This window comes from Pseudonocardia sp. D17 (assembly GCF_036984265.1).
GTDB classification, from domain to species: Bacteria; Actinomycetota; Actinomycetes; order Mycobacteriales; family Pseudonocardiaceae; genus Pseudonocardia; species Pseudonocardia benzenivorans.
Genome location: NZ_BPRG01000215.1, coordinates 15,537 through 39,730 on the forward strand (window position 1 = coordinate 15,537; position 24,194 = coordinate 39,730).

A 24,194-nucleotide genomic window follows, 5' to 3' on the forward strand; every position below is an offset into this window, starting at 1 on the left:
AACCGGCCTGCTCAGCGCGCGGTGGCGGCGGGCGCGGGCGAGGGCGGCCCGGATGCCATCGCCCACCGGATTCCCGACGTCACCGCCCGGCCGCCGAGCCTGACGACGGTGCGGTCGAGCCGGGGCCGGTGGGGCAGCGCCAACGGAGAACGGGCCCACGGTGGCAGCAGTCCGACGGCGGCGGCGCCGAGCAACGCGTACGGGACCCGGGCGGGGCCGGGCAGCGGGGGCTCGCGGAGCAGGAAGTGCGCGGTGTCGCGGGCCGCGGGCGAGCCGTCGAGCTCGGGCCGGAACGCCTCGATCCGCGCGGCCAGCTCGGCCTCGGTCTCCGGTGGGTCGACGACCCCGAGCGCGCGGGCGACGACGGCGGCGTCGGCGACGTAGGCGTCGCGCCCCGTCGCGTCGAGCCGGGCCGAGCCGTAGGCCTGGTAGGCACGCAGGAAGCTGTCGATCTCGGCGATGTGCACCCATTCCAGCAGGTGCGGGTCCGACGCGGCGTACGGGCGCCCGTCGGGCGCGGTGCCGCGGACGCGCTCGTGCACCGACCGGATGCGGGCGATCGTCTCCTCGGCCAGCTCGGCGGGGCCGAACGTCGTGGAGGCGATGAAGTAGCTGGTCCGCGCCAACCGGCCCCATGGGTCACCACGGAACCCGGAGTGCCCGGCGACGCCCGCCATCGCCAAGGGGTGCAACGACTGCAGCAGCAGCGCTCGCAGCCCGCCGACGAACATCGCCGCGTCGCCGTGGACGGCGCGGATGGGCCGGTCCGTGGCGAACCAGCGCGGTCCGGGGGTGGCGTGGATGCGTTCGCGGCGCCCCGCGCCCTCGGCCCCGGCGACCTTCTCGAACAGCCCGGCCGCGATCCGTGCCCGCAGGCCTGCGACTCCCATGCCTCCATGATGCGCACGGCACCGTGCCCGGCGCGCGGCGGTCGTGAGTGGCGATGGTCGCCATGGCGACCATCGCCACGCACGGCCGCTCATGGCGTTCACGGGCTACTCACAGCGCGAGCAGTGCCGCGATCGCGCCGGACAGGCCCGCGAGCAGCCCGGTCACCGCGGCGAGGCCCGCCGCCGGGACCCCGCCGGTGGCCAGGGCGGTGGCGCCCATCGTCGTGACCGTCGACCACAGACCCCACGAGAACATCGCAGCGCACCCCGTCCATGCCGCGGTGACGGCGAGCCTGCGCGGCCCGCGGCGGCGGACCAGCGCGACCAGCCCCCATGCCCCGGCCACGGCGAGCAGCGCGTTCACGCTCTCGGTCATGGTCGTGACGCCACCGCCGATCACCAGCCCCGTCGCGACGTGCAGCACGGCGCTGACCAGGGCGGTCACCGCGGCGCCGCCGGCGACGACGCGCAGCACCGGCTCGACGGCCGCCGCCCGCCGGACGGGATGGCGCAGCTGCGCCCCCCAGCGCTGACGGGCGTACCCGGCGAGCGCGGCGACGAGGAACACGCCCTGCCAGGCGAACCCGCCGTAGACCAGCGGCTGCACCCACGGCGCGAGCAGGCCCGGCTCGGGCGGTGTCCCCAGCGACAGCAGCGTCGCGGGCAGGATCGACACGGCCATCGGGACGAGGAACCCGGTGCCGACCCACGTCGGCAGCAGCAGCGCCACGGCGGGCGCCCGCAGCCCGCGCCGGGTGGTCAGGGCGAGCGCGAGGGCGACGACGCACGCGTCCAGCGCCACCGTCACGACGTTGAGCACCGTCAGGGACGCGTCGTGCAGCAGCGTCGGATCGTGCACGCCCGCGCTGCCGCCCGTCAGCCAGATCGCCTTGAGCACGAGGTAGGGCACGGTCCCCGCGATTGCGGCGAGGCCGAGCAGCCGGTGGCCCGGGCGCGGCCAGGAGCGGGCACGGCCGTCGGCCGGATGGCTGCGGATCCGTGCGGGGGAGGTCGTGGTCGTCATGGGTTCCACCGTCGCCGCCACGCCGTCCGGGCGACTCCCGCCGCGGGTGGAACCGGCTCCCTCGCGCGGGGGAGCGGGTACGGCGCGGGCTCTGCGACGATCGGGACGTGGGATGGCTGCGCCTGCTGTTCGCCCCGCTCACCGACGGGGCGACGTGGCGACGCGCGCTGCACCTGCTGCTCGGCGCCGTGGTCGCGCTGCCGTACGGGGCGCTGGGCTGGCTCTTCGCCCTCGCGATCGGCTCCGGGGGACTCGACGTCGTCTCCGGGACGGTGCTGCTGGCACTCGCCGTGGCGGCGGGCGTCGCGGTGGCGTTCGCACCGGGGGTCCGCGCGTTGGAGGTCACCGCGGCGCGCGCGCTGCTCGACGCCGCCGTCCCCGGCACCGGCGGTCGCGACGCGACGCCGACCACCTGGTCCGCCCGCCGCCGCGCGGCCGGCTGGCTCGCCCTGAACGTCGTCGCCGGCGCGGTGACGGTGCTGGTGACGCTCGTCGTCGTGCCGACGGCGATCGCGCTGGTCACGGCCCCCTGGCGCGACATCGCGCCCCTGCCGGCGGGCGCGGCCGCGGCGTGGTGCCCGGTCGCCGGGGTGGCGCTGGTGGCCCTGCTCGCGCACGCGGTGTCGGCGACCGGTGCCGTGCTGGGCCGGCTCGCGCCCGGGGTGCTGGGGCCGGACCGCCGGGAGCGGCTGCGCGCCGAGCTCGCGGCCGCGCAGCGCGTCGCCGACGACCTCGCCGTCCGCAACCGGCTCGCGCGCGAGCTGCACGACTCCGTCGGGCACGCCCTCACCGTCACGACGCTGCAGGCCGAGGCCGCCGCACGCGTCCTCGACGGCGACCCCGAGTTCGCCCGCCGCGCGCTCGGCGCGATCGCCGACGCCGGCCGCGGCGCATTGGCCGACCTCGACCACGTGCTGGGCATCCTGCGCGACGGGCCGGGCGAGAGCCCGCCGACGGCGCCCACCGCCGACCTGGCCGATCTCCCCGGTCTGCTCGACGGCGCCCGGACGGCAGGCGTCGACGTCCGCCTCGACGTCCGCGGCGATCTCGGCGCCGTCCCGGCCGCGGTGTCGCGGGAGGCCTACCGGATCGTGCAGGAGTCGCTCACCAACGCGCTACGCCACGCCGGGCCGGTCCCGGTCGCGGTCCGCCTCGACGCGGGCGCCGGGCTGCTGGCCGTCGACGTCGAGAACCCGTTGGGGCACAAGGGGTCGACCGTCGAGCGCACGAGCGGTGGGCGCGGCGTCGCCGGGATGGCGGAGCGGGTGCGGGTGCTGCGCGGCGAGCTCGCCGCCGGACGCGAGGGCGACGCCTGGCGCGTCGCGGCCCGCCTGCCGTGGTCGGGTGCGTCAGGATCGGGTCCGTGACCGCGACCGGCGGTACGACCATCGGCGTCCTGCTCGTCGACGACGAGGAGCTCGTCCGGACCGGCCTGCGCGCGATCCTCGACTCCGAGCCCGGGATCCGCGTGCTGGGTGAGGCCGCCGACGGCGCCGAGGTGCCGGGCCTCGTCGCCCGGCTGCGGCCCGCCGTCGTGCTGATGGACGTCCGGATGCCCACCGTCGACGGGATCACCGCGACCCGCGCGCTGCTCGCCCGCCCCGACCCGCCGCGCGTGCTCGTGCTGACGACGTTCGGCAACGACGGCCACGTCTACGAGGCGCTGCGCGCCGGGGCGACGGGCTTCCTGCTCAAGCGGGCCCGGCCGGCCGACATCGTCTCGGCGGTGCGCACCGTCGCGTCGGGGGAGTCGCTGCTGTTCCCTGCCGCCGTCCGGGAGCTGGTCGCCGCCGTCGGACCGGACACCGGCGACCGGCTCGCGGGCCGCGGACTCACCGACCGCGAGTCGGAGGTGTTGCGCGGCATGGCCCGCGGCTTGTCCAACGCCGAGATCGCCGCCGAGCTGGTCCTCGGCGTCGAGACGGTGAAGACCCACGTCGGCAACGTGCTCGCCAAGCTCGGTGTGCGCGACCGGACCCAGGCGGTCGTGGCGGCGTTCGAGTCGGGCTTCGTCGACCCCCGGCGCCCCCTGCCGTGAGCGGCCGGCCCTCGTGGTCGGCCGGGCGGTCAGTCGAGCGGGCCGGTGAGGTAGCGCTGCAGGGTCGGAGCGGTCGCGGAGACGACCTCGTCGTGACCCGCCGACGCGATCGGCTCCAGCCGGAGCACGTAGCGGATCATGCCCAGCCCGATGATCTGCGAGCCGCACAACGCCGCCCGCAGCTCGTGGCGGTCCGGCGCGACCGGCCGCACGAGGCGCTGGGCGAGCGCGGTCCCGACGAACTCGCGCATCATCCCGGCCGCGGTCTCGTGCGAGGCGACGCTGCGGATCAGCGTCCCCAGCGGGGCCCCGCCGGTCGCGTCCCACACCCCCAGGAAGGTCCGGATGATCCGCGCCCCGAGCTCCTCGGGCGGCCCCGGCAGCACGCGGTCGAGGATCGTCGCGATGTCGATCGGGAAGTCGAGTGCCGCGACGAACAGCTGCTCCTTGCCGCCGAACCAGTGGTTGACCATCGCCGCGTCGACGCCCGCGCGCTCGGCGATGCGGCGCACCGTCGCACCGTCGAACCCGCGCTCGCCGAACTCGGCGCGTGCGGCGTCGAGCAGGGCGCCGCGGGTGTCCGCGCCCGCGCGTCGACGCCCGCGCCTGCGGGGGCTCTCGGAGGCGATCGGCTCGGCCACATCGCCATCTTCCCCGCCCGCTCCTCCCGCGGCCCACCCGGCGCGCTCCGACATCGGACCCGGCCTGAGACAATGGCCGGATGCCGACCGCCACCGACGCCCCGCCCCTCGGCTCGGTCACACCCACCCGCGAGGAGTTCCGCGCGCTCGCCGCGGGGCACCGGGTCATCCCGGTCGCCCGCAGGCTGCTCGCCGACGACGAGACCCCCGTCGGGGTCTACCGCAAGCTCGCGGGCTCGCGACCGGGCACGTTCCTGCTCGAGTCGGCGGAGAACGGGCGCTCCTGGTCGCGGTTCTCGTTCGTCGGGGCGCGCAGTGCGGCGGCGCTCACCGTCGTCGACGGCAGGCTGCACTGGACCGGCGACGTGCCCGCCGGGATGCCCACCGAGGGCGATCCGCTGGCCGCGCTGCGCACCGTCGTCGAGGAGCTGCACAGCGAGGCCCTGCCCGGGCTGCCGCCGCTGACCGGCGGGATGGTCGGGTACCTGGGCTACGACGTCGTGCGCCGCCTCGAACGCATCGGCGACGACCCGACCACCGTCGACGACCTGCGGCTGCCCGAGATGGTCATGCTGCTGGCCACCGACCTCGCGGCGGTCGACCACCACGAGGGCACGGTCACGCTGATCGCCAACGCGATCAACTGGGACGGCTCCGACGAGCGCGTCGACGCCGCCTACGAGGACGCCGTCGCCCGGCTGGACCGGATGACCGCCGAGCTCGCCGTGCCGGCGCCGTCGACGGTCGGGGCCTACCGGCCCGCCGAGCCGGTGTTCCTGCGCCGTCGCTCCCAGGAGGAGCACTGCGCGGCCGTCGAGGTCGCCAAGGAACAGATCCGGGCGGGCGAGGCGTTCCAGATCGTCGTCTCCCAGCGGTTCGAGATGGACTGCACGTCCGATCCGCTCGACGTGTACCGCGTGCTGCGGGCGACCAACCCCAGCCCGTACATGTACCTGCTGCACCTCGACGACGCCTCCGGCGGCTCGCCGTTCGCGATCGTCGGCTCCAGCCCCGAGGCGCTGGTGACGGTCCGCGACGGCCGCGCCACCACCCACCCGATCGCCGGCACCCGCTGGCGCGGCGCGACCGAGGAGGAGGACGCGCTGCTGGAGAAGGACCTGCGCGCCGACGAGAAGGAGCGTGCCGAGCACGTCATGCTCGTCGACCTCGGCCGCAACGACCTCGGCCGCGTCTGCGAGCCCGGCACGGTGAAGGTGCACAACTTCTTCTCCGTCGAGCGCTACAGCCACGTCATGCACCTGGTGTCGACGGTGACCGGCACCCTGCGCGCCGACCGCAACGCCTTCGACGCGGTCACCGCGTGCTTCCCCGCGGGCACGCTCTCCGGCGCGCCGAAGGTGCGCGCGATGCAGATCATCGAGCAGCTCGAGCCGACGCGCCGCGGCCTCTACGGCGGCATCATCGGCTACCTCGACTTCGCGGGCGACGCCGACACCGCCATCGCGATCCGCACCGCCGTCGTGCGCGACGGAAGGGCGTTCGTGCAGGCCGGGGGCGGGATCGTCGCCGACTCCGACCCGGTCGCGGAGGACACCGAGTGCCTGAACAAGGCGCGCGCGGTGCTGTCCGCGGTCGCCACGGCCGCGACCCTGAGCCCACCCGATGCCATCGTCGCGGGTGCCGCGGGTGCGGGGGAGGCCCGGCCGTCGTGACGGTGGCCGCCGCAGCGGTGCGCGCGGGGCGGCGACGCCTCGCGGTTGTCGCGGCCGCGCTGCTGGTGGGCGCGCTCGCGGCGTGGGCGTCGAGCCGGCTGACGTGGTTCTCCGCGACGGTGCCGACCCCGCGCGGCAGCACCGACGTCGCCGTGTCCGGCGCAGAGGTGCTCCCGGTGCCGACCGCGCTGGCCGTCCTCGCCCTCGCCGGCATCGCGGCGGCCGTCGCGGTCTCCGGCCTCGCGCGCCGGGTGCTGGGCGTGCTGCTGGTGCTGGTCGCGCTCGTGACGGTCTGGACCGTGGTGGCGGCATGGACGTCCCCGCCCGACGCCGCCCGGCTCGCCGTCCTCGCCGGGACGACCGCCGCGCCGGGCGCGTCCGGGGCTGTGACGGCGACCGCGGCGCCGGTGTTCGCCCTGGTGGGGGCGGTGCTCGTCGTCGTCGCGGGGCTGCTGCTGACGCTGCGCGAGCAGGGGATGCCGCGGATGGGCGCGCGCTACGCGACCGCGGACCCGTCCGGCGCGAAGCGTTCCGCCGATCCCGACCGGACCGCGTGGGAGGAGCTCGACGCGGGCCGGGACCCGACCCTCGACCGCGTCGACCGCGTCGACCGCGTCGACCGCGCCCCGGAGCCCCGTGACGGGCCTGGTCGCGGGGGCGGTGAGCGCGCTGACTAGCATGGTTCCGACGCCTGGAAGGCCCGAACCCGAAAGGGGAGACAGCCCCATGGGCGAGCGCACGAAGCAGACCTCCGGACCCACCGTCCTCGAATCGATCGTCGCCGGTGTCCGCGAGGATCTCGCCGTCCGTGAGGCCGCCGTCGACTTCGCCGAGATCAAGCGACGTGCCGCCGAGGCACCGCCGGCGCGCGACGTGATGGCCGCCCTGAACGCCCCCGGCGTCGGGGTGATCGCCGAGGTCAAGCGCCGCAGCCCGTCGAAGGGCGACCTCGCCTCGATCGGTGATCCGGCGGACCTCGCGCGGCGCTACGAGATCGGTGGTGCGCGGGTGATCAGCGTGCTCACCGAGCAGCGCCGCTTCGGCGGCTCGCTGGCCGACCTCGACGCGGTCCGCGCGGCCGTCGACATCCCGATCCTGCGCAAGGACTTCGTCGTCAGCCCCTACCAGGTGCACGAGGCGCGGGCGCACGGCGCGGACCTGGTCCTGCTGATCGTCGCGGCGCTGGAGCAGAACGTCCTGGCGTCGCTGCTCGACCGGGTCGAGTCCCTCGGGATGACGGCGCTGGTCGAGGTGCACACCGAGGAGGAGGCCGACCGGGCGCTCGAGGCCGGCGCGACGCTGATCGGCGTCAACGCCCGCAACCTGCACACGCTCGAGGTCGACCGCGGGATCTTCGGGCGGATCGCGCCGGGCCTGCCCAACAACGTGCTGCGCGTCGCCGAGTCGGGCGTGCGCGGGCCGGGCGACCTGCTCACCTACGCCGGGTGGGGCGCCGATGCGGTGCTCGTCGGCGAGGGTCTGGTGACCAGCGGCGACCCCGAGGGCGCCGTACGTGGTCTGGTGGCGGCGGGCTTCCACCCGTCGTGTTCACGGATGGTGCGCTGAGCCGGGACACCGGCCGGCGTACGTACTGCAGCGAGTTCGAGGGAGTGCGGTGGCCAGCAGCACGGGCGTGAAGCCCAGCGACGGTGTCGCGAACAGGTCGGGACACGAGCCCGACGAGCGCGGCCACTTCGGCCGCTACGGCGGCAGGTTCGTGCCGGAGGCGCTCGTCGCCGCCCTCGACGAGCTGGCCGCGGCCTACGAGAAGGCCCGCCACGACGACGAGTTCCTCGGCGAGCTCGACCGGCTGCACCGCGACTACACCGGCCGCCCCTCGCCGCTGACCGATGCGCCCAAGCTCGGCGAGCACGCCGGCGGCGCCCGGATCCTGCTCAAGCGCGAGGACCTCAACCACACCGGCTCGCACAAGATCAACAATGTCCTGGGCCAGGCGCTGCTCACCAAGCGGATGGGCAAGAAGCGGGTCATCGCCGAGACCGGCGCCGGCCAGCACGGCGTCGCGACGGCCACCGCGTGCGCGCTGCTCGACCTCGAGTGCGTCGTCTACATGGGCGAGGTCGACACCGCCCGGCAGGCGCTCAACGTCGCCCGGATGCGGCTGCTCGGCGCCACGGTCATCCCGGTGCGCACCGGTTCCCGCACCCTCAAGGACGCCATCAACGAGGCGCTGCGCGACTGGGTCACCAACGTCGACTCCACGCACTACCTGCTGGGCACGGTCGCCGGGCCGCACCCGTTCCCGGTGATGGTCCGCGACTTCCACCGCGTCATCGGCATGGAGGCGCGCGAGCAGGTGCTCGAGCGCACCGGTCGGCTGCCCGACGTCGTCGCCGCGTGCGTCGGCGGCGGATCCAACGCCATCGGCATCTTCCACGCGTTCATCGACGACCCGTCGGTGCGCCTCATCGGTTTCGAGCCGGGCGGCGACGGGATCGAGACCGGCCGCCACGGCGCCACCCTGGCCGAGGGCTCGCCCGGGGCGCTGCACGGTGCGATGTCGTACCTGTTGCAGGACGAGGACGGCCAGACCTCGGAGTCCTACTCCATCTCCGCCGGGCTCGACTACCCCGGCGTCGGTCCCGAGCACGCGCTGCTCAAGGACATCGGCCGTGCCGAGTACCAGCCGGTCACCGACGCCGAGGCGATGGAGGCGTTCGCGCTGCTGTCGCGCACCGAGGGGATCATCCCGGCGATCGAGTCGGCGCACGCCGTCGCCGGGGCGGTCCGGCTCGGCCGCGAGCTCGGCCCCGACGCCACGATCCTGGTCAATGTCTCCGGGCGCGGGGACAAGGACGTCGACACCGCCGCGAAGTGGTTCGGCATGATCGCCGAGGGCGAGAGCGCCGAGGACGCCGACGGCACCGCGATCGCCGACGGAGGACGGGCATGACGGTCTCGGACGTGTTCACCCGCTGCGCCGCCGAGGGTCGCGGCGCGCTCGTCGGCTACCTGCCGGCCGGGTTCCCGACCGTCGACGGCTCGGTCGACCTGATCAGCGCGATGGTCGACGGTGGGTGCGACCTCGTCGAGGTCGGCATCCCGTACTCCGACCCCGTGATGGACGGCCCGACGATCCAGGCCGCCGCCGAGACCGCGCTGCGCGCCGGGGTCCGGTTGCGCGACGTCTTCACCGTCGTCGAGCGCGTCGCCGCCGCCGGGGGCTCGGCCGTCGTCATGACGTACTACAACCCGGTGCTGCGGTACGGCGTCGACGCGTTCGCGCGCGACCTCGCCGCCGCGGGCGGGCTCGGCGTGATCACGCCCGACCTCATCCCCGACGAGGCCGACGAGTGGCTCGCGGCGTCGACCGCCCACGGGCTCGACCGGATCTTCCTGGTCGCGCCGTCCTCGACCGAGGAGCGCATCGCCTCGACCGTCGCCGCCTGCACCGGCTTCGTCTACGCGACGTCGATCATGGGGGTGACCGGTGCCCGCGACAGCGTGGCCGACGTGGCGCCCGAGATCGTCGCGCGCACCCGGCCGCACACGCGGCTGCCGATCGGCGTGGGTCTGGGGGTGCGGTCGGGCGAGCAGGCCGCGCAGGTGGCGTCGTTCGCCGACGCGGTGATCGTCGGCTCGGCGTTCGTCTCCGCCGCCACCGACCGCGGCACCGACGGCGTGCGTGACCTCGCCGCCGAGCTGGCCGACGGCGTCCGCCGCGCCGGGGTTCCCGCCCCGGCCTGACCACACCCGCCCGCATGCCGCGGCGGGCGGTGGGGTTGCGCTCGGGGGGCCGGCCGCAACCTGGCTGTTGTCTCCTGGCGGCTGGGCGACGGTGAGGTTGCGCTCGGGGCGTCGCAGGTGCGCGGGCGGCGACAGGGGTGCGCGCGAGCAGGCCGGACCGGCGCGGTCCGTGCCGTCGCGCCCACGGGCCGTCGTTGCAGGCCCCGCGGCCGGGCCCGGATCGGGACGAACGGGTGCGAGGCGGGCGGGGGCGGGTCGGCGCGACGTCGCGCCACGCGTGAGCGATACCGTGGCGGCGTGAGCCTCGCGCTGTCGGCCGTGCTGCCGGCGTTCATCCCCAGTCCCGACCGCGGGGTCTGGCACCTCGGACCGCTCCCGATCCGGGCCTACGCGCTGTGCATCATCGCGGGCATCATCATCGCGGTCTGGTGGGGCGAGCGGCGGTTCGTCGCACGCGGGGGCAAGCCGGGCACCGTCGTCGACGTCGCCGTGTTCGCGGTCCCGTTCGGGCTGGTCGGCGGCCGGCTGTACCACGTCGCGACCGACTGGGAGACCTACTTCGGCCCCGGCGGCACGCCGATCGACGCGCTGAAGATCTGGCAGGGCGGCCTGGGTATCTGGGGGGCGATCGCCCTCGGCGGGGTGGGCGCCTGGATCGGCTGTCGCCGCCGCGGGATCCCGCTGCCGTTCTTCGCCGACGCGGTCGCGCCGGGCATCGTCGTCGCGCAGGCGGTCGGCCGGCTGGGCAACTACTTCAACCAGGAGCTCTACGGCGGCCCGACCGACGCGCCGTGGGGTCTGGAGATCTACAACCGGGTCGACCCGTCGACCGGGCTGCCCGACCCGCTCGGCGGTATCGCGCTCGACAAGACACCGATCGCGATCGTGCAGCCCACGTTCCTCTACGAGCTCATCTGGAACGTGCTCGTGGCCGTCGTCATCGTGTGGGCCGACCGCCGGTTCCGGCTCGGCCACGGCCGCGTGTTCGGCCTCTACGTCGCGGGCTACACGTTGGGCCGCTTCTTCATCGAGCTGCTCCGCACCGATCCGGCGACGCGGGTGTTCGGCGGCATCCGGATCAACGTCGTCGTGGCGGCGGTGGTGTTCGTCTGCGCGGTCGTCTACGTCATCGTGGCCCGCCGTCGCGGGCCGCGCGAGGTGCTGACCGGTCCCGCTGCCGCCGATCCCGTCGACCCGGCGCCGTCGGACACCGCGGCCGAGCCCGACCGCTCCGACTCCCGCCGCCGAGACGACGTCTCGGGCACGGGTTCGGGCGGCGATGCCACCGGCTCCGACGCCACCGGCGGCGGGGCCGAGGCCGTCTCCAACGGGTCGTCGCGCGAGTCGGGATCATGAGGGCATGACGTTCGAGGGTTTCGGCGAGGGCGCGGTCGAGTTCTACGACGGTCTGCTCGCCGACAACTCGAAGGCCTACTGGACCGACCAGCGCGCCGTCTACGAGAGCGACGTCCGGGAGCCGATGCTCGCGCTCCTCGCCGCGCTCGAGCCGGAGTTCGGCGGTCCCGGGAAAGTGTTCCGGCCCTACCGCGACGTGCGGTTCTCCGCGGACAAGACGCCCTACAAGACCCACTGCGGCGGCTACACCCCGCCGTACTACGTGCAGCTCTCCGCCGACGGGCTGATGGTCGCGGCCGGGTACTACCGGATGGAGTCGGCCCTGGGGGCGAAGAAGACCGACACCGGAACCTGCAGCACGCGGGCGACGGCCTCGAGGTCGTCGACGTCGAACGCCTGACGACCGTCGAGCCGCTTCTGCACGAAGGTCTGTGAGCGGCCGAGTGCGCGGGCGAGGCCTGCGCCGGACATCTTCCGGCGCGCGAGCCAGACGCGGACCTCCTCGGCGACCTGCTCGCGCAGGGCTGTGCTTCCGCTCGGCGTGTCGTCGTGGGCGAGTTCGGCCATGGTCGTGCGCTCCGTTCGAGTGCGGAACTTGCGTCTGACCGGACGATATGCCGCTCCGATCTACATCGTCAAGTTCTGTGTGAGTGAGATTGCCTCGCGTGGCGACTTGCGCATCTAGTTCTGAGTGAACTAGAACATGACGCCATGACCTCACGCCCCATCCCGCCGGACGTCGCCGCGCTCGCGGACCACGTCCAGCAGCGGCTCCGGGCGGCCGGCCTGACTCAGATGCAGATCGCCGACGTCCTCGGGATCCCCCAGCCCGTCATCAGCCGTCGGTTCCTCGGCAAGACCCCGTGGCGCGCCCACGAGCTGCAGACGATCAGCGACCGCTTCGGCATCCCGTTGTCAGAGCTGTACCCCGCATCGGCGGCCGCCTCATGATCGGCCGCCCGCCCCAGCTGCTCACCCCGACCGTCGAGAACACCGTCGCCGCCCGCGTCGCCCGCCGGCGCGCGTTCCGCCGGATGTTCCTCCTCGCCGACGAGGCCCGCGGCTACGTCCCCGAGCCCTACAGGAACCGCCTCACCGAGGCCCAACGCGAGCCCGAGCCCGAGCTCGGCGACGACCTCACCGACTCCCTGCTCGCCGTCATCGACCGGGCCGCGAACGAGGAACGGGCCGGGGATGTGCTCCCCGACCCGTCGTGACTCCCGCGTACTCCCGATACACCACACGATCACGAGGACCACACGCTCATGACCACTTCGAGTGTCGCACATCCGATGCCGATCCCGACGCCTCCGCGCGGGTTCCGCGCCGTTGAGCGGGCCGATCAGCGGCCGGGCCGTCACCGGCTGATCCGGCCGCCATGGTGGCGGCGCGCGCTGCGCGCGCTGTTCGGCGGCGAGACGCAGGAGGCCCGCTGATGGGACGGCTCATCCCCGATCTGCTCCGCGCGGTCGCTGACGGCTGGGAACAGGCCGCCGGCCGCGACCCGGTCGACGAGCACGCCGCCGAGGCCGTCGAGCTGCTCGACCTCGACCAGACCGCCGCGAACGTCCGCGTCGGCCCGGTCCACGTGTACCGCCTGTGGCCTGACGGCGTCAGCGACGAGGAGAAGGTCGCGATCCTGGAGCGGGAGCTGCTCCGGGTGGCGCTGGAGCGGGACCGCCTGGCCGAAGAAGCGTTCGGGCCCGTCCCTCCGGGCGCCGAGGACGAGACGGACCCAGACGGCGAGTGCATCGCCCACCGGACCGATCCGGACGATCCGGACGAGGTAGTCGTCACGGCTGACGTCGACGAGGACCTCGTGATCCAGCTCGGGCTGGACCTCCAGGAGTCCCGCCGGGAGATCGAGGCTCTGCAGGCGCAGCTCGCCGAGCGGGATGGGCGGTTTCCGCCCATCGCCGGAGCGCCCACCGATGCAGCGCTCCGCGAGCAACTCCGCGTGTCGGTCGCGCTCGGCTATCCCGTTCGGTGGCCGGTGAGTTACGTCGCCGCGATCCTCGACTTCATCGAGCGTCTGCTCGTGGTCGTCGACGCCTCCCGGACGTACGCCGATCTCTACGCCGGCGACCGCGCCAAGTATTGCGTCGAACCGTCCGCGCGGGCCCTCGTCGACGCCGTCCGCACCCTCGACGGCCAACCGCTGCTCCCCGCGACGGTCACCGCAGGGGGAACCGGATGACCCGGGCTGCCGTCCTCGCCACCATCACCGGGCACCCCAGCCGGCCCCAACGCCTCGACTGCGATCGATGCGGCTCGATCGGTTGGCTTCACCTCGTGGACGACGAGATGCTCTGTGACACCTGCGACGGGCCGTCTCGGCGGAGCTCGCCGCGGGCGCTGCCCGCCCCGACCGTCGTCGCCGTGATGGCCTGCGGGTCCTGCGGCACCGTCGTCGACCTCCACCAGCTCCGGTGGCGTAACCGCCGCTCTCTCCTCGTCGGCTGCCAGTTCTGCACCCCCGAGGAGGACCGGTGACCGTGACCGCCGACTACCCGGGCCTCTACGTCCCCGACGACCCGTTCACCACCTACAAACTCCTCGGCTCCCGGTACTGGCTCACCCGCGACGACGGCGTCCACACCCTCCGAATGGTCGCCGTCGACGACATGACCCCCAGCCACCGCGCGCACCTCCTCGACTGGCTCCGCCGCAACGCCGCACGGATGGTCGACCACGTCGCCCGCAGCCTCGACCAGTCCTACTGGCGGAACGAGATCACCTGGGAAGACCGCGCCGCCCGCCTCGCGGACCTCACCGCCCAACCGGCCGCGGTGTGGATCGAGGACACCGCGCTCGTCCGCCGTCTCGTCGCGCTCGTCCCGCGCGAACCCGAGCTGCCGCGCCGGGGGCTGCTCGACCGCATCCGGAGGACCCGATGACCCTCACCTACCCCGGCGACGTCGTCGCCGTCGCCGTCGGCCGCGTCATGGGCCCCGACCTCGCCGGCGGGTTCGTCGTCGCGACCGGCGCCGAGTACGACCCGGCCACCGACAAGACCCGCGTCGAGTTCCGGCCGCTGCTGCCCGCCGAGCGCGAGCACGTCGTCGCCGACGAGCACGATGTGCCGTGGCTCGGGCAGATCGGAGTCGCGTGGTGAAGTGGACGAAGGCCGGCGAGGCCGAGATCGACCGCTACGAGGCCGAGCAGCGCGACCGCGAACTCGACGACGACGCGATCGACCGGATCCAGGACGCCTACGAGCGGTCCCTCGGCTGGGACGTCGACTGATGGCCGAGATCACCCGCGCTGGGATCTACGACATACCCGCCGCCGAGTACCACCGCGACCCCATCCCCGGCGGCAGCCTCTCTGCCAGCGGCGTCAAGAAGCTCATGCCCCCGTCCTGCCCAGCTCTCTTCAAGGCGTGGCGCGACGGCGGCAGCGAACACAAGGAGGCGTTCGACTTCGGGCGAGCCGCCCACACCCGCGTCCTCGGCGTCGGCGACCCCGTCGTCGTCATCGAAGCCGACGACTGGCGCTCCGCCCGGGCCCGCGCCCAACGCGACGAGGCATACGAGGCTGGCCACACCCCGATCCTCGCGAAGGACGACGCCGTCATCGAAGCAATGGCCGCGAAGCTTCGCGAACACCCCATCGCGTCCGCGCTCCTCGACCCCGACAGCGGCAAGCCCGAGCAGGCCATCGTGTGGCGCGATCCCGAGACCGGGGTGTGGTGCCGGGCCCTCGTCGACTTCCTCCGCCGTCCCGTCCCAGGTAGCCGCTACCTGTGCCCCGACTACAAGACGGCCACCAAGGTCGACCCCGAGTCCATCCAGAAGGCGTTGTGGGAGTACGGCTACTACGGCGCGGCCGCGTGGTACTCCGAGGCCGTCCAAGCCGTCGGCCTCACGGCGGAACCCCCGGCGTTCCTTCTCATCTTCCAGATGAAGACCGCGCCCTACCTCGTCGTCGTCGCTCAGGTCGATCCCGACAGCGTCGGCTGGGGCCACGCCCGCAACCGCTACGCCCGCGATCTGTACCGGCGCTGCGTCGAGACCGACACCTGGCCCGGCTACGCCGACGACCAGGTGATCCCCGTGCAGCTCCCCGCCTACGCCACCTACCAGCTCGAAGGCGCCCTCCGGCGCGGCGAGCTCGACCCCGAAGGAGCACGCGCGTGAGCGCCGACATCGCCCTTCCCCGCCCGAACACCGCGTCCCAGCGTGTCGGGCAAGGCACCGAGATCGAGAAGTCCCGGGCCGCCGCCGAGGTGTACTACCGGCTCGCTGCCGCGAAGGAGATGCCCCGCGACGAAGCGCGTGCCTACGAGCAGATGCGGAAGGCTTGTGCCAACCCCGCCCTCGCAGAGAAGGCGTTCTACAGCGTCCCCAAGGGCAGCGGCGGGGACAAGGCCACCGGCCCGTCCGTGCACCTCGCCCGCGAACTCGCCCGCATCTGGCAGAACATGGACTACGGCGTCGTCGAGCTGCGCCGCGACGACGAGTTCGGCCAGTCCGAGATGCAGGCCTTCGCGCTCGACCTCGAGACCAACACCCGGCCCTCGTACCTGTTCATCCAGCCCCACCGCCGCGACCTCACCGGCGGCAGGTCGAAGAACCTCACCTCGGTGCAGGACGTGTACGAGTCCAACGCGAACGCCGGCGCCCGCCGCGTGCGGGAGGCCATCTTCAACGTCCTCCCGGCCGCGTTCGTCGCCGAGGCGCAGGCAATCTGCAGGGCCACGGCCGAGCAGGGCGACGGGAAGCCGATCGAGCAGCGGCGCGCCGCGGTCATCAGGGCGTTCAAGGCGTCGTTCGGGATCACCGAGCAGCAGCTCGTCGCCCGCCTGGGCCGCTCGTCGGACCGCTGGGACGCGCAGGACGTCACCGACCTGGAGGTGCTGGGGCGCTCCCTGAAGGCGGGGGAGGTGCAGAAGGACGTCGAGTTCCCCGTCGTCCCGGTCACGGTCGACGAGATCAAGGCGTCGGCCCGCCGGCCGTCGGCGGACCCGGCCGTCCCAGCCGACGACGACGAGGCCGAGATGCTCCGCGAGCAGGAGGAGATGGAGCGGGAGATCGCCGAGCAGGACGCCGCCGACGACGACGCGAGGTCGGAGTCGTGATCGCCCGGCAGATAGTCGTCGTCGACATCGAGACGAACGGCCTGAACTTCGAACGTCACCGAGCCGTCGAGGTCGCCTGGTGGAACCTCACCACCGACGCGCGCGGTCGGTTCATCCCGCCGCACAGCGTCTCCGACGTCCTCGCCGCCGCCGAGCTCCAAGCCCTCCGGATCAACCGCTACATCGACCGGATCGCCGGCCACGGCCAGGACGTCAACGGCCACGAACTCGGCCGGCTTCACGGCCAGTTCCTCGGCTACGACCAGGACGACATCGACGAGGGCGGGTTCCCCGCCGAGATCGCCCACACTCTCGCCGGGTCCAACCCGGCGTTCGACGCGCAGTTCCTCGCGAAGCTGTTCGCCGCCGCTGACGGGCCCGACACCGACCCGGAGCCGTGGCACCACCGCCTCTGGGACCTCTCGGCGTACGCGGCCGGCGTCCTCGGGCTCGACGAGCTGCCTGGCCTCGCGCGGGTGTGCGAGCTGCTCGACGTCGAGGGCCCGGACCACACCGCGGAGGGCGACGTCACCGCGACCGGGCGGTGCTTCCTGCAGCTGCAGCAGATCGTCGCGAAGCGGGCAGAGTCGTGATCGAGGGAGTCACCATCGCCGGCCACACCGGCCGCGTCGTCATCGAACCCATCGGCTCCACCGACGACGCCGCCGCCGTCTGGCTCCGCGCACACGCCGACCGCGACTCGAAATGCGTGTGGTTCACCGCCTCCCAACTCCGGCAGCTCGCCCGCGAGGCCGACGAGGCAGCGGACTACCTCACCGCGAACGCCCCCTACGTGTGCGCTCTCGAAGCCCACCGCGACCCCACCCCCGAACCGGCCGAGCCGCGGACCTGGACCACCCGACTCGCCGAACTCCTGCGCATCCCCACGCCAGGCCGACCCCGAACGGAGACCCCCGCATGACCAGCGAGAAGCGCGAGACCCCACCCGAGACGTTCGTGCGGTTCACCGGCATGAAAGCCGCCGGCGACTTCGACACCCTCCCCGCGCTCGGGGACCGACAGTCCTTCACCGTCCTCGCCGAGTGCGTGAAGGAACCCCACCACGAACTCATGGCCGACGGGCACCGCCGCCCCGTCATCGGCATGCGCGTCCTCGAGGTCGAGCCCGGCGACGTGATCCCCCGCCCGGAGGGCGACCCGGCGCTGCCGTTCGACGAGGACACCGAGGAGATCGGCTGATGGCCCCCGTGATGACCGTCCGCAAGGTTCCCGTCGAGGTCCAGGCCATGGGCCCGCTCTCCCCCGAGAACCGGGACGAGATCGCCGCCTGGTGCCACGGCAAGGCCGACGAGACACACCTGTCCGCCCCCGGCCGAGGCCTCGAACTCGGCGTCGTCATCCACACCCTCGAGGGCGACATGCGCGCCAGCTACGGCGACTTCGTCATCCGAGGTGTGAAGGGCGAGTTCTACCCGTGCAAGCCGGACGTCTTCGGCGAGACGTACGAGGTGATCGGCTGATGACCTACCAGCCCCCGCCACCCGCGCCATCCCGCCGGCGCCGCATCTGGCCCTGGCTCCTCGGCGGCGCCGCAGCCATCGTCCTCGTCGTCGCGATCGTCGCCCCCCACCAGACCGGCACCGCGACGGCCAGCTCGGCCGGCCCCGTCACCACCACCGGCGTCCCGGCCAGCAGCACCCCCGCCGCACCCGAAGGCATCAGCGACGGCACCCACGAAGTCGGCACCGACATCGCCCCCGGGAAGTACAAGACCACCGGCCCCGACCCCTCGTCGATCATCCCGTCCTGCTATTGGGCCCGGCTGAAGAACACCGACGGCAGCTTCGACTCGATCATCACGAACGGCAACACCCGCGGGCCCGCCACGCTCACCGTCAAGGCCAGCGACGCCGCCGTCGAACTGACCGGCGGCTGTGTCTGGACGAAGGCGTCGTGATGGCGCTCCTCGCGGCCGCTGCGATCGTCGTCGCCCTGGCCTGGCTCGTCCCGCTCACGCTCCGGACTGGTCGCCGCCTGCCCCCGCAGCCGACGACCACCGCCCACCCCGCCCCACCGGCGCGGTGAGCACCCCGGCCGGGCGCCCACGCCCCCCGCGGCGCCCGGCCGGGCCCCCGACCCCCTCACCCCCGAGAGGAGGAGCCACGACCATGCCCGACTTCCGCGTCGCCGAGACCGCACCCGAGCACCCCAAGCTCCGGGCCGCCGGACTCCCCGCGATCGGGCTCTGGGCCGCCGCTGGCGCCTACGCCATGCGCGAGCTCACCGACGGCTGGGTCCCTGAGTACTGGGTCCAGACCTGGCCGACCGGGAAGCGGCAGGCCACCACCCTCGTCAAGGTCGGTCTCTGGAGCCGCGAGACCCGGCACGGCATGCCCGGCTTCACGTTCCACGACTGGGACGGCTACCAGCGGTCCGCTGAGAGCGTCCACGCCGAGCGCGCCGAGGCCCGAGAGAGGGCCCGGAAACGCCGGGCTGCGTTGAAAAGTTCGGGCGAACGTTCGGCCGGACGTTCCGCCGAAGGTTCGGCGTCAGTTCAGGAGAAGTCACACGACTCCCGGGCCCTTACCCGGGCCCTTCCCCCTGGTGGTTCTTCTGGGAGGGAGGGTTCCGGAACCGAACGCGGGCGAACCGCGAACGGCCCCCGCCCCCGATGCTCCAAACACGCCGAACTGCCTCCTGACCAGCCAGTTCCGGCCTGCGGCGAGTGCAAACGACTTCGTATCGAAGCGGAGCAGCATGCCGCTGACCAGGCGCAACGCGTCGCCGACGAGCGATCGGCCTGGCGTGCCGCCGTCGACGGCTGCAACCGGTGCGACGACCGCGGCCTCGTCGAGCTCGACGACGGCAAACAGGCTCGCTGCCACCACTCCGACCAGAACCTGGAAGCCTCATGACCACCGCCACAACCGAGGACAAGCCGCACGCGCTGTACCGGTTCTTCGACTCCTCCGAGCGCCTGCTCTATGTCGGCATCACGAACGACCCCACGCGTCGGTTCGAACAGCATCGGTCCACGAAGCCGTGGTGGACCGAGGTCGCGACGGTGCGCATCGAACAGCACGCGTCGCGGTCCAAGGCGCTCGCCGCAGAGCGGGCGGCCATCGTCGCCGAGCACCCGATCCACAACATTCAGCACCGGCAGAACCTGCCCGAGACCGCCCCCATGCCGAGAGGGAATCCGATGGCCGGCAAGGACCGGCAGGACCGCCTGTCGATCGCCGTCGACGCGCTCGCCCTGAACATGTCGAGCCTCGTCGGGTCGTTCTTCCACGGTGACGTCGAGCGTCAGTGGCAGGGCTGCATCGTCGCCGAGCCGGCTCCCGGGATGTACCTGGTCGAGCTGTTCTCGTGGTTCAGCGGTGGATCGACCGAGCAGCGCCTCGTGCCCATCGCCGACATGGTGACCTGGACGTTCTACGACTCGTCCGCATGGATGGTCGATGCCTACGAACGGGTCGTGTCCGAGCGCTGGGAGCGCGAGACCCGGGAACGTGAGGCTGCGGCGGAGGCGGAGGCGTCGTGAACCTCGAGGACCAGGTCGACCGTGACCGCGCCCTGACCGTCGGCTGCCGCTACTGCCTCGCCGAGATCGGGGAGCCCTGCGTGCGGAAGGGCACCAGCGACCAGCTGCGGAACTTCGCGGCACATCCGTCGCGGCTGACGGACGCCGGCGTAGTGCACGCGCCGCTCGACTCCCGGGAGCTCCGCCGTGGCTGACGTCGCTGACCTGCGGCGCCGCCGCAGCACTTCTCATTTTGCGACCAGGAATGAGGCGATTCGCCCGGTTCTGGTCCGCAGTGGACACGCCCCGACGGCCGGAGCTGACGACATCCCGCCCTGCCCGGGCTGCGATTCGCCCCTGTGCCCGGACTGCAACCCGGTCCTCGGGTGGCCGTGATGACCGACGACCCCACCACCCGCATCCCCGCCGTCGACGACCACACGTGCCCGATCCGGCGGCCCGACATCCCCGAGCTCCTCGACGACGCGTTCGCCGACCAGGACACCGTCCAGCTCTACCCCGTGCAGCCCGTCGCGTCCGACTTCCTCCGGATCGTCGCCGCGACCACGTCGCTCGGCGTGCTCGTCGCGACCGGCGGTGTGTGGGTCACCGGGTCGTGGTGGTGGCTGCTCGCGGCGTTCCCCGGCGGGATCGTGGCCGCGCTCGGCCTCGCCGCCGCCGTCCGCAGGTGGGCCCGATGACCGACCACGTCCTCGCCCTCGACCTCGGGCTCGCCAAAGCCGGCGCCGCCACCCTCACCGCCGACGGCCGCATCGACACCTGGCTCAAAACCACACCCGCGCTCGGCCCCACCGCCACCCTCCACGCCGTCGCCGACCGCATCGGCGTCATGGCCGGCTGGGCCGTCGGACTCGCCACCACCGGCACCATCCTCGCCGTCGTCGAAGGCCCCGCCCACGCCGCGCAACACGGCCAACCCCACGAACGAGCCGGGGTGTGGTGGGCCGTCGTCCGCCGCCTCCTGCACCACGAGATCCCCGTCGCCGTCCTCGCCCCGAAGACCGTGAAGGGCTACATCGCGGGGAAGGGCAACGCGTCGAAGGACGACGTCCGCCGCGCGGTCGCCGCCGCCTGGCCCGGGCAGGGACTCGGCCGGATCTCCGCGGACGAGGCCGACGCCGTCGCGATGTGCACCTGCGCCGCGGACTGGCTCGGCTGGGACGGGCCCTGGCTCGACGGCCGCCGTGGTGTGGACTGGCTGCGGAAGGCCGCGTGGCCCGACCGGGCGAGCGTGCGCGCATGACCCGGCCGCTCCTCGGGCACGGCACTCGAGCCGCCTACGTGCGAGGCTGCCGCTGCCTTCCCTGCCGAGCAGCGAACGCCGCCTACGCCGCGCACCGCCAACGGATGACCGCCTACGGCCGGCCCGCGACCGACATGGTCGACGCCGAACCGGTCCGCGCGCACGTCCACCGGCTGATGGCCGCGGGCATGGGCCGCCGCACCATCATGGCGAAGTCGCAGACGTCGTCCGGGCAGATGTCGAAGCTCCTCGGGCACGGGAAGCACCCCGGCACCAGGCGGATGCACGCCGACACCGCGCGACGTCTCCTCGACGTGCGCCTCGAGCTCGCGCCGAGCACACCGGTCGACGCGACCGGCACCCTGCGCCGGCTCCGCGCACTCGTCGCGGTCGGCTGGCCGCAGTCCGAGCTCGCGTGGCGGCTCGGCTGGCGCGACGGGAACTTCTCGTCGCTGATCCTCGGGCGACGCCCACATGTCCTGCAACGCACCGCCGACGAGGTCCGCGCGCTGTACGACGAGCTGTGGGACGTGGCCCCGCCGGCCGAGTCGGCCGGTCGAGCGCGGCATCGCGCCGCGGCGGCCGGTTGGACCGGGCCGCTGTCCTGGGACGACGAGACCATCGACGACCCCGCGGCCCGTCCGGATGTCGGCCGGCGCGCCGCGGACGTCCTGGACCTCGACGAGGTCGACCACCTGGCGGAGGCCGGCGCGAGCCTCGAGGAGATCGGCCGCCGGCTGGGCCGCAGGCCCGAGTCGATCGAGCAAGCCCGCCGCCGTGCGGCGCGGAGGACGGCATGACCTGGACCGAGCACGACTGGACCCTCCACGTCCACACCTACGGCCACGCCCCGCAACTGCCCTGCGACCGCTGCACGGCAGTGCGGCACCTGTTCCCGCACCGCCCCGGCGAACTCCTCTGCTCCCAGTGCCGCGCCGGGGCGCGGGACGCCGACCACCACGAGAGGACCACCCGATGACCGCCACCGATCCCGAAGACGTTCCGCTGCGCCGCATCGATCTCTACGTCTGCGACCTGTGCCTGACCGCGACCGAGGGCGAGTGCCACGTCCCTGGCTGCTCGTTCTGGAGTAAGCCCGCGCCGGTCGGCTCGGACCTCGCCCTCCTCCGTGAGTGGCGGCAGTGGACGGCCCTGGCGCTCGGAGAGCAGTCGTGACCTCGGATGCGGTCGAGACGGCCGCGCAGCTCATCCACCAACTGCACCGGGCCGGGACCGCCAACGTGTGCGACGGGTGCCGGGAGGTGGCCCGGCAGGTGGCCGAGGTGTTCGCGTCGACCGTCGTGTGCGGCGATGTCGCCCAGGGCTTCGGAGGGGTCGTGCTCACGTGCTCACGGCCCCCGCACGGCCCGGGTACGGAGGCTGACCAGCACAGGTCCGACAGCGGTGCGACGTGGTGGCTGTGGAGCGGGAGCGAGACGGAGCTGATGGGCCTGCGTCGGATGGCGCAGCGAGCCGTCGAGCTACGCGACAACAGGTTCTACGCCGACACGCTGGTGACCGATGCTGCCGAGTACATCCTGAACGGAGGGCCCCAGTGACCGCCTCGACCCCGGACGAGGCCGCCGCGAAGTCAGAGGACCTGGCGTACGCGCTCACCCGGGCTGCGAGGCAGGTCAAGATCAGCCCCGATGCGACCGAGATGGAAGCCATCGCCGTGCGACAGAGCATTGAGATGGAGTCCAGACGCCTGATGAACGTCGCCCTGCGCCGCGAGCGCGATGCGGCCGTCTTCGAACGGGATGCAGCGCTCGACATGGTCGTCCAGTACGCGCACCTAGCTGGGGTCAAGCCGCCGGCCGAGGCGATCCGCAACCACATCCAGACTGTCCGTGACCTGCTGCCCAAGTGGGAACGTACCGCCGGGGAGCAGGAGTCGCGTCGACTCGCCAACCTCGGTTTGAGTAGGCAGCTCGCCGACCTCGCCGTTGGGGCACGCACGTTCTCGGGGGGTATCACCGACCTGGCGAAACAGATCAACGACGCGCTCGGACTCATCAACTCTGCGCAGCACCCGCCGAAGAAGGTTGGCCTGCTGTTTGAGATTCCGGACCCGCCCACTGCCCGGATCGAGGGGTTACGGACCAGTCCCGAATTCGATCAGCCTGATCTCTTCTCCGAAGACCGGGAGGCGTCGTGACCGCCCCGACCCCGGACGAGGCCGCCGCGCTCCGTCACCAGTGGAACGCCGACTGCGCCGACCTGCGCATGGACGCCTACTACTACGGGTTCGACGGGACCGGGTCCCGGCCTGTGGACCTCGTCCTCTCTGCGGTGGCCACGGCAGGGAAGGGCTCGCACCACACCGAGGACTGGGGCGAGTACGGGCACGTCGAGCAGATCCAGGAGGCGGCGGATGCAGCCGCCAGGGTCGTCCGTGGGCTCGAAGCGGAGCGCGACTCTCTGCGTGCCGAGGTGGAGCGGCTGCGCGGGATCGAGCAGCGGGCCCGCGACATCTTCAACGGCCCGAACGTTCAGGACGCCCGGACCGCCCGCTACATCCTGGGAGACGACGATGCCTGACCTGACCGACTCGAAAGTGATGATCACTCCGGCCGTGGTGGCGTTGCGGAAGCGCATCCGCCAGCACCTCGCCGACATCGAGTACGCACGCATGGCTGCCGATGACCCGATGCCCCACGACTTGGACGACGCTCTCGACGACGTGGCGCTCGACGAGCTCGCGGCACGGCTGCTGGCGGACCCCGAGGTGGAGCGGCTGGCTGCGGTCGAGGACCGTGCTCGTGGGGTGCTCGACCCGGCCGCTGGGTTCAACAGCGTGGAGCGCGCCATCGCCACGTACATCGTGATCGGAGACGGACGATGAGCCCTGACGCCCAGACCCCGGACGAGGCCGCCGCGCGGCTCCGCAGCCTCATTCGGACCATTCTCCGCCCCGAGGTGGAGAAGCCGCTGAGCCAGCAGGAGGCTGCGCGGCTCGCTTGGCCATGGCGGAGGAGCGACCTCGGCACCTGCGGACAGGGTGGCTGCAACCGCGAGGCGTCGGAAGTGCGCTGG

General features: G+C 73.3%; 39 protein-coding genes and 1 pseudogene. 37 read left to right on the forward strand and 3 right to left on the reverse strand.

Annotation, left to right across the window (positions count from 1 at the left end; translation table 11 throughout):
- Window positions 1-11: 11 nt before the first annotated feature.
- Together PSD17_RS28165 and PSD17_RS28170 are read right to left on the reverse strand one after the other, a co-directional pair.
- Window positions 12-890 (reverse strand): oxygenase MpaB family protein, encoded by an 879-nt coding sequence (locus PSD17_RS28165; RefSeq protein WP_013674981.1) that lies wholly within the window; start codon window positions 888-890, stop codon window positions 12-14.
- Window positions 891-999: 109 nt separating this feature from the next.
- Window positions 1,000-1,914, reverse strand: coding sequence for a hypothetical protein (locus PSD17_RS28170; RefSeq protein ID WP_339125322.1), 915 nt, complete (start codon window positions 1,912-1,914; stop codon window positions 1,000-1,002).
- A 107-nt stretch (window positions 1,915-2,021) separates the two neighbouring features.
- Between PSD17_RS28170 and PSD17_RS28175 the strand changes: the two genes are divergently transcribed.
- Complete coding sequence (locus PSD17_RS28175; RefSeq protein ID WP_339125324.1) at window positions 2,022-3,281, forward strand: sensor histidine kinase; 1,260 nt, start codon at window positions 2,022-2,024, stop codon at window positions 3,279-3,281.
- Window positions 3,278-3,952, forward strand: a complete 675-nt coding sequence (locus PSD17_RS28180) for a response regulator transcription factor (protein WP_013674984.1) — start codon at window positions 3,278-3,280, stop codon at window positions 3,950-3,952. The genes PSD17_RS28175 and PSD17_RS28180 overlap by 4 nt, the downstream gene beginning before the upstream one ends.
- Before the next feature lie 29 nt (window positions 3,953-3,981).
- Here PSD17_RS28180 and PSD17_RS28185 read toward each other — a convergent pair whose 3' ends face one another.
- The gene (locus PSD17_RS28185) at window positions 3,982-4,593 is read right to left on the reverse strand and encodes a TetR/AcrR family transcriptional regulator (protein WP_103382718.1); all 612 of its coding nucleotides are present in this window, start codon (window positions 4,591-4,593) and stop codon (window positions 3,982-3,984) included.
- Between the two features lie 80 nt (window positions 4,594-4,673).
- Here PSD17_RS28185 and PSD17_RS28190 point away from each other — a divergent pair, with 80 nt between their 5' ends.
- From PSD17_RS28190 to PSD17_RS28360, 35 genes and pseudogenes are all read left to right on the forward strand, one after another.
- Window positions 4,674-6,266, forward strand: coding sequence for an anthranilate synthase component I (locus tag PSD17_RS28190; RefSeq protein WP_339125329.1), 1,593 nt, complete (start codon window positions 4,674-4,676; stop codon window positions 6,264-6,266).
- Window positions 6,263-6,943, forward strand: coding sequence for a Trp biosynthesis-associated membrane protein (locus PSD17_RS28195; RefSeq protein WP_103382716.1), 681 nt, complete (start codon window positions 6,263-6,265; stop codon window positions 6,941-6,943). The genes PSD17_RS28190 and PSD17_RS28195 overlap by 4 nt, the downstream gene beginning before the upstream one ends.
- Window positions 6,944-6,992: 49 nt before the next feature.
- Window positions 6,993-7,832: an indole-3-glycerol phosphate synthase TrpC gene (trpC, locus tag PSD17_RS28200; RefSeq protein WP_013674988.1), complete on the forward strand. Its 840-nt coding sequence runs from the start codon at window positions 6,993-6,995 to the stop codon at window positions 7,830-7,832.
- A gap of 49 nt (window positions 7,833-7,881) precedes the next feature.
- Complete coding sequence (gene trpB, locus PSD17_RS28205) at window positions 7,882-9,180, forward strand: tryptophan synthase subunit beta (RefSeq protein WP_013674989.1); 1,299 nt, start codon at window positions 7,882-7,884, stop codon at window positions 9,178-9,180.
- Window positions 9,177-9,974 carry a tryptophan synthase subunit alpha gene (gene trpA / locus PSD17_RS28210; protein WP_339125332.1) on the forward strand — a complete coding sequence of 266 codons (798 nt, stop codon included), beginning with the start codon at window positions 9,177-9,179 and terminating at the stop codon, window positions 9,972-9,974. Before trpB ends, trpA begins: the two co-directional genes overlap by 4 nt.
- Before the next feature lie 297 nt (window positions 9,975-10,271).
- On the forward strand, window positions 10,272-11,330 hold the full coding sequence (gene lgt, locus PSD17_RS28215; protein WP_339125334.1) for a prolipoprotein diacylglyceryl transferase: 1,059 nt from the start codon (window positions 10,272-10,274) through the stop codon (window positions 11,328-11,330).
- A 4-nt stretch (window positions 11,331-11,334) separates the two neighbouring features.
- Window positions 11,335-11,649: pseudogene (locus PSD17_RS28220) on the forward strand (DUF2461 family protein); the annotation flags it as partial.
- A 392-nt stretch (window positions 11,650-12,041) separates the two neighbouring features.
- Entirely contained in the window at window positions 12,042-12,281 is a 240-nt protein-coding gene (locus tag PSD17_RS28225; RefSeq protein WP_339125336.1) for a helix-turn-helix domain-containing protein, read from the forward strand.
- Window positions 12,278-12,547 (forward strand): hypothetical protein, encoded by a 270-nt coding sequence (locus PSD17_RS28230; RefSeq protein ID WP_339125337.1) that lies wholly within the window; start codon window positions 12,278-12,280, stop codon window positions 12,545-12,547. The genes PSD17_RS28225 and PSD17_RS28230 overlap by 4 nt, the downstream gene beginning before the upstream one ends.
- Before the next feature lie 48 nt (window positions 12,548-12,595).
- The gene (locus PSD17_RS28235; RefSeq protein WP_339125339.1) at window positions 12,596-12,766 is read left to right on the forward strand and encodes a hypothetical protein; all 171 of its coding nucleotides are present in this window, start codon (window positions 12,596-12,598) and stop codon (window positions 12,764-12,766) included.
- Window positions 12,766-13,527, forward strand: a complete 762-nt coding sequence (locus tag PSD17_RS28240) for a hypothetical protein (protein ID WP_339125341.1) — start codon at window positions 12,766-12,768, stop codon at window positions 13,525-13,527. Before PSD17_RS28235 ends, PSD17_RS28240 begins: the two co-directional genes overlap by 1 nt.
- Window positions 13,528-13,622: 95 nt before the next feature.
- Entirely contained in the window at window positions 13,623-13,823 is a 201-nt protein-coding gene (locus tag PSD17_RS28245) for a hypothetical protein (RefSeq protein ID WP_339125343.1), read from the forward strand.
- A complete protein-coding gene (locus PSD17_RS28250) occupies window positions 13,820-14,227 on the forward strand; it encodes a hypothetical protein (RefSeq protein WP_339125344.1) in 408 nt (135 codons plus the stop codon). Before PSD17_RS28245 ends, PSD17_RS28250 begins: the two co-directional genes overlap by 4 nt.
- Entirely contained in the window at window positions 14,224-14,445 is a 222-nt protein-coding gene (locus tag PSD17_RS28255) for a hypothetical protein (RefSeq protein WP_339125346.1), read from the forward strand. The genes PSD17_RS28250 and PSD17_RS28255 overlap by 4 nt, the downstream gene beginning before the upstream one ends.
- The gene (locus tag PSD17_RS28260; RefSeq protein ID WP_339125348.1) at window positions 14,442-14,576 is read left to right on the forward strand and encodes a hypothetical protein; all 135 of its coding nucleotides are present in this window, start codon (window positions 14,442-14,444) and stop codon (window positions 14,574-14,576) included. Before PSD17_RS28255 ends, PSD17_RS28260 begins: the two co-directional genes overlap by 4 nt.
- Window positions 14,576-15,469: a PD-(D/E)XK nuclease-like domain-containing protein gene (locus tag PSD17_RS28265; RefSeq protein ID WP_339125349.1), complete on the forward strand. Its 894-nt coding sequence runs from the start codon at window positions 14,576-14,578 to the stop codon at window positions 15,467-15,469. The genes PSD17_RS28260 and PSD17_RS28265 overlap by 1 nt, the downstream gene beginning before the upstream one ends.
- Window positions 15,466-16,410 (forward strand): hypothetical protein, encoded by a 945-nt coding sequence (locus PSD17_RS28270; protein ID WP_339125350.1) that lies wholly within the window; start codon window positions 15,466-15,468, stop codon window positions 16,408-16,410. Before PSD17_RS28265 ends, PSD17_RS28270 begins: the two co-directional genes overlap by 4 nt.
- Complete coding sequence (locus tag PSD17_RS28275) at window positions 16,407-17,003, forward strand: hypothetical protein (protein WP_339125352.1); 597 nt, start codon at window positions 16,407-16,409, stop codon at window positions 17,001-17,003. The genes PSD17_RS28270 and PSD17_RS28275 overlap by 4 nt, the downstream gene beginning before the upstream one ends.
- On the forward strand, window positions 17,000-17,332 hold the full coding sequence (locus tag PSD17_RS28280; protein WP_339125354.1) for a hypothetical protein: 333 nt from the start codon (window positions 17,000-17,002) through the stop codon (window positions 17,330-17,332). Before PSD17_RS28275 ends, PSD17_RS28280 begins: the two co-directional genes overlap by 4 nt.
- On the forward strand, window positions 17,329-17,610 hold the full coding sequence (locus tag PSD17_RS28285; RefSeq protein ID WP_339125355.1) for a hypothetical protein: 282 nt from the start codon (window positions 17,329-17,331) through the stop codon (window positions 17,608-17,610). The genes PSD17_RS28280 and PSD17_RS28285 overlap by 4 nt, the downstream gene beginning before the upstream one ends.
- Window positions 17,610-17,891, forward strand: coding sequence for a hypothetical protein (locus PSD17_RS28290; RefSeq protein WP_339125357.1), 282 nt, complete (start codon window positions 17,610-17,612; stop codon window positions 17,889-17,891). The genes PSD17_RS28285 and PSD17_RS28290 overlap by 1 nt, the downstream gene beginning before the upstream one ends.
- The gene (locus tag PSD17_RS28295; RefSeq protein WP_339125359.1) at window positions 17,891-18,328 is read left to right on the forward strand and encodes a hypothetical protein; all 438 of its coding nucleotides are present in this window, start codon (window positions 17,891-17,893) and stop codon (window positions 18,326-18,328) included. Before PSD17_RS28290 ends, PSD17_RS28295 begins: the two co-directional genes overlap by 1 nt.
- Complete coding sequence (locus PSD17_RS28300) at window positions 18,328-18,456, forward strand: hypothetical protein (protein WP_339125360.1); 129 nt, start codon at window positions 18,328-18,330, stop codon at window positions 18,454-18,456. The genes PSD17_RS28295 and PSD17_RS28300 overlap by 1 nt, the downstream gene beginning before the upstream one ends.
- A gap of 83 nt (window positions 18,457-18,539) precedes the next feature.
- A complete protein-coding gene (locus tag PSD17_RS28305) occupies window positions 18,540-19,286 on the forward strand; it encodes a hypothetical protein (RefSeq protein ID WP_339125362.1) in 747 nt (248 codons plus the stop codon).
- A complete protein-coding gene (locus PSD17_RS28310) occupies window positions 19,283-19,915 on the forward strand; it encodes a GIY-YIG nuclease family protein (RefSeq protein WP_339125363.1) in 633 nt (210 codons plus the stop codon). Before PSD17_RS28305 ends, PSD17_RS28310 begins: the two co-directional genes overlap by 4 nt.
- Window positions 19,912-20,109 (forward strand): zinc finger domain-containing protein, encoded by a 198-nt coding sequence (locus tag PSD17_RS28315; RefSeq protein WP_339125365.1) that lies wholly within the window; start codon window positions 19,912-19,914, stop codon window positions 20,107-20,109. The genes PSD17_RS28310 and PSD17_RS28315 overlap by 4 nt, the downstream gene beginning before the upstream one ends.
- 180 nt (window positions 20,110-20,289) lie before the next feature.
- A complete protein-coding gene (locus PSD17_RS28320) occupies window positions 20,290-20,595 on the forward strand; it encodes a hypothetical protein (protein WP_339125367.1) in 306 nt (101 codons plus the stop codon).
- On the forward strand, window positions 20,592-21,158 hold the full coding sequence (locus PSD17_RS28325) for a hypothetical protein (RefSeq protein WP_339125368.1): 567 nt from the start codon (window positions 20,592-20,594) through the stop codon (window positions 21,156-21,158). The genes PSD17_RS28320 and PSD17_RS28325 overlap by 4 nt, the downstream gene beginning before the upstream one ends.
- Before the next feature lie 104 nt (window positions 21,159-21,262).
- Window positions 21,263-21,958, forward strand: a complete 696-nt coding sequence (locus tag PSD17_RS28330; RefSeq protein WP_339125370.1) for a hypothetical protein — start codon at window positions 21,263-21,265, stop codon at window positions 21,956-21,958.
- Window positions 21,955-22,137, forward strand: a complete 183-nt coding sequence (locus tag PSD17_RS28335) for a hypothetical protein (protein WP_339125372.1) — start codon at window positions 21,955-21,957, stop codon at window positions 22,135-22,137. The genes PSD17_RS28330 and PSD17_RS28335 overlap by 4 nt, the downstream gene beginning before the upstream one ends.
- Complete coding sequence (locus PSD17_RS28340) at window positions 22,134-22,334, forward strand: hypothetical protein (RefSeq protein WP_339125373.1); 201 nt, start codon at window positions 22,134-22,136, stop codon at window positions 22,332-22,334. Before PSD17_RS28335 ends, PSD17_RS28340 begins: the two co-directional genes overlap by 4 nt.
- Window positions 22,331-22,717 (forward strand): hypothetical protein, encoded by a 387-nt coding sequence (locus PSD17_RS28345; RefSeq protein ID WP_339125375.1) that lies wholly within the window; start codon window positions 22,331-22,333, stop codon window positions 22,715-22,717. Before PSD17_RS28340 ends, PSD17_RS28345 begins: the two co-directional genes overlap by 4 nt.
- Window positions 22,714-23,316, forward strand: coding sequence for a hypothetical protein (locus PSD17_RS28350; protein WP_339125377.1), 603 nt, complete (start codon window positions 22,714-22,716; stop codon window positions 23,314-23,316). Before PSD17_RS28345 ends, PSD17_RS28350 begins: the two co-directional genes overlap by 4 nt.
- Entirely contained in the window at window positions 23,313-23,699 is a 387-nt protein-coding gene (locus PSD17_RS28355) for a hypothetical protein (protein WP_339125379.1), read from the forward strand. Before PSD17_RS28350 ends, PSD17_RS28355 begins: the two co-directional genes overlap by 4 nt.
- A complete protein-coding gene (locus PSD17_RS28360; RefSeq protein WP_339125380.1) occupies window positions 23,692-24,003 on the forward strand; it encodes a hypothetical protein in 312 nt (103 codons plus the stop codon). Before PSD17_RS28355 ends, PSD17_RS28360 begins: the two co-directional genes overlap by 8 nt.
- Window positions 24,004-24,194: the final 191 nt, after the last annotated feature.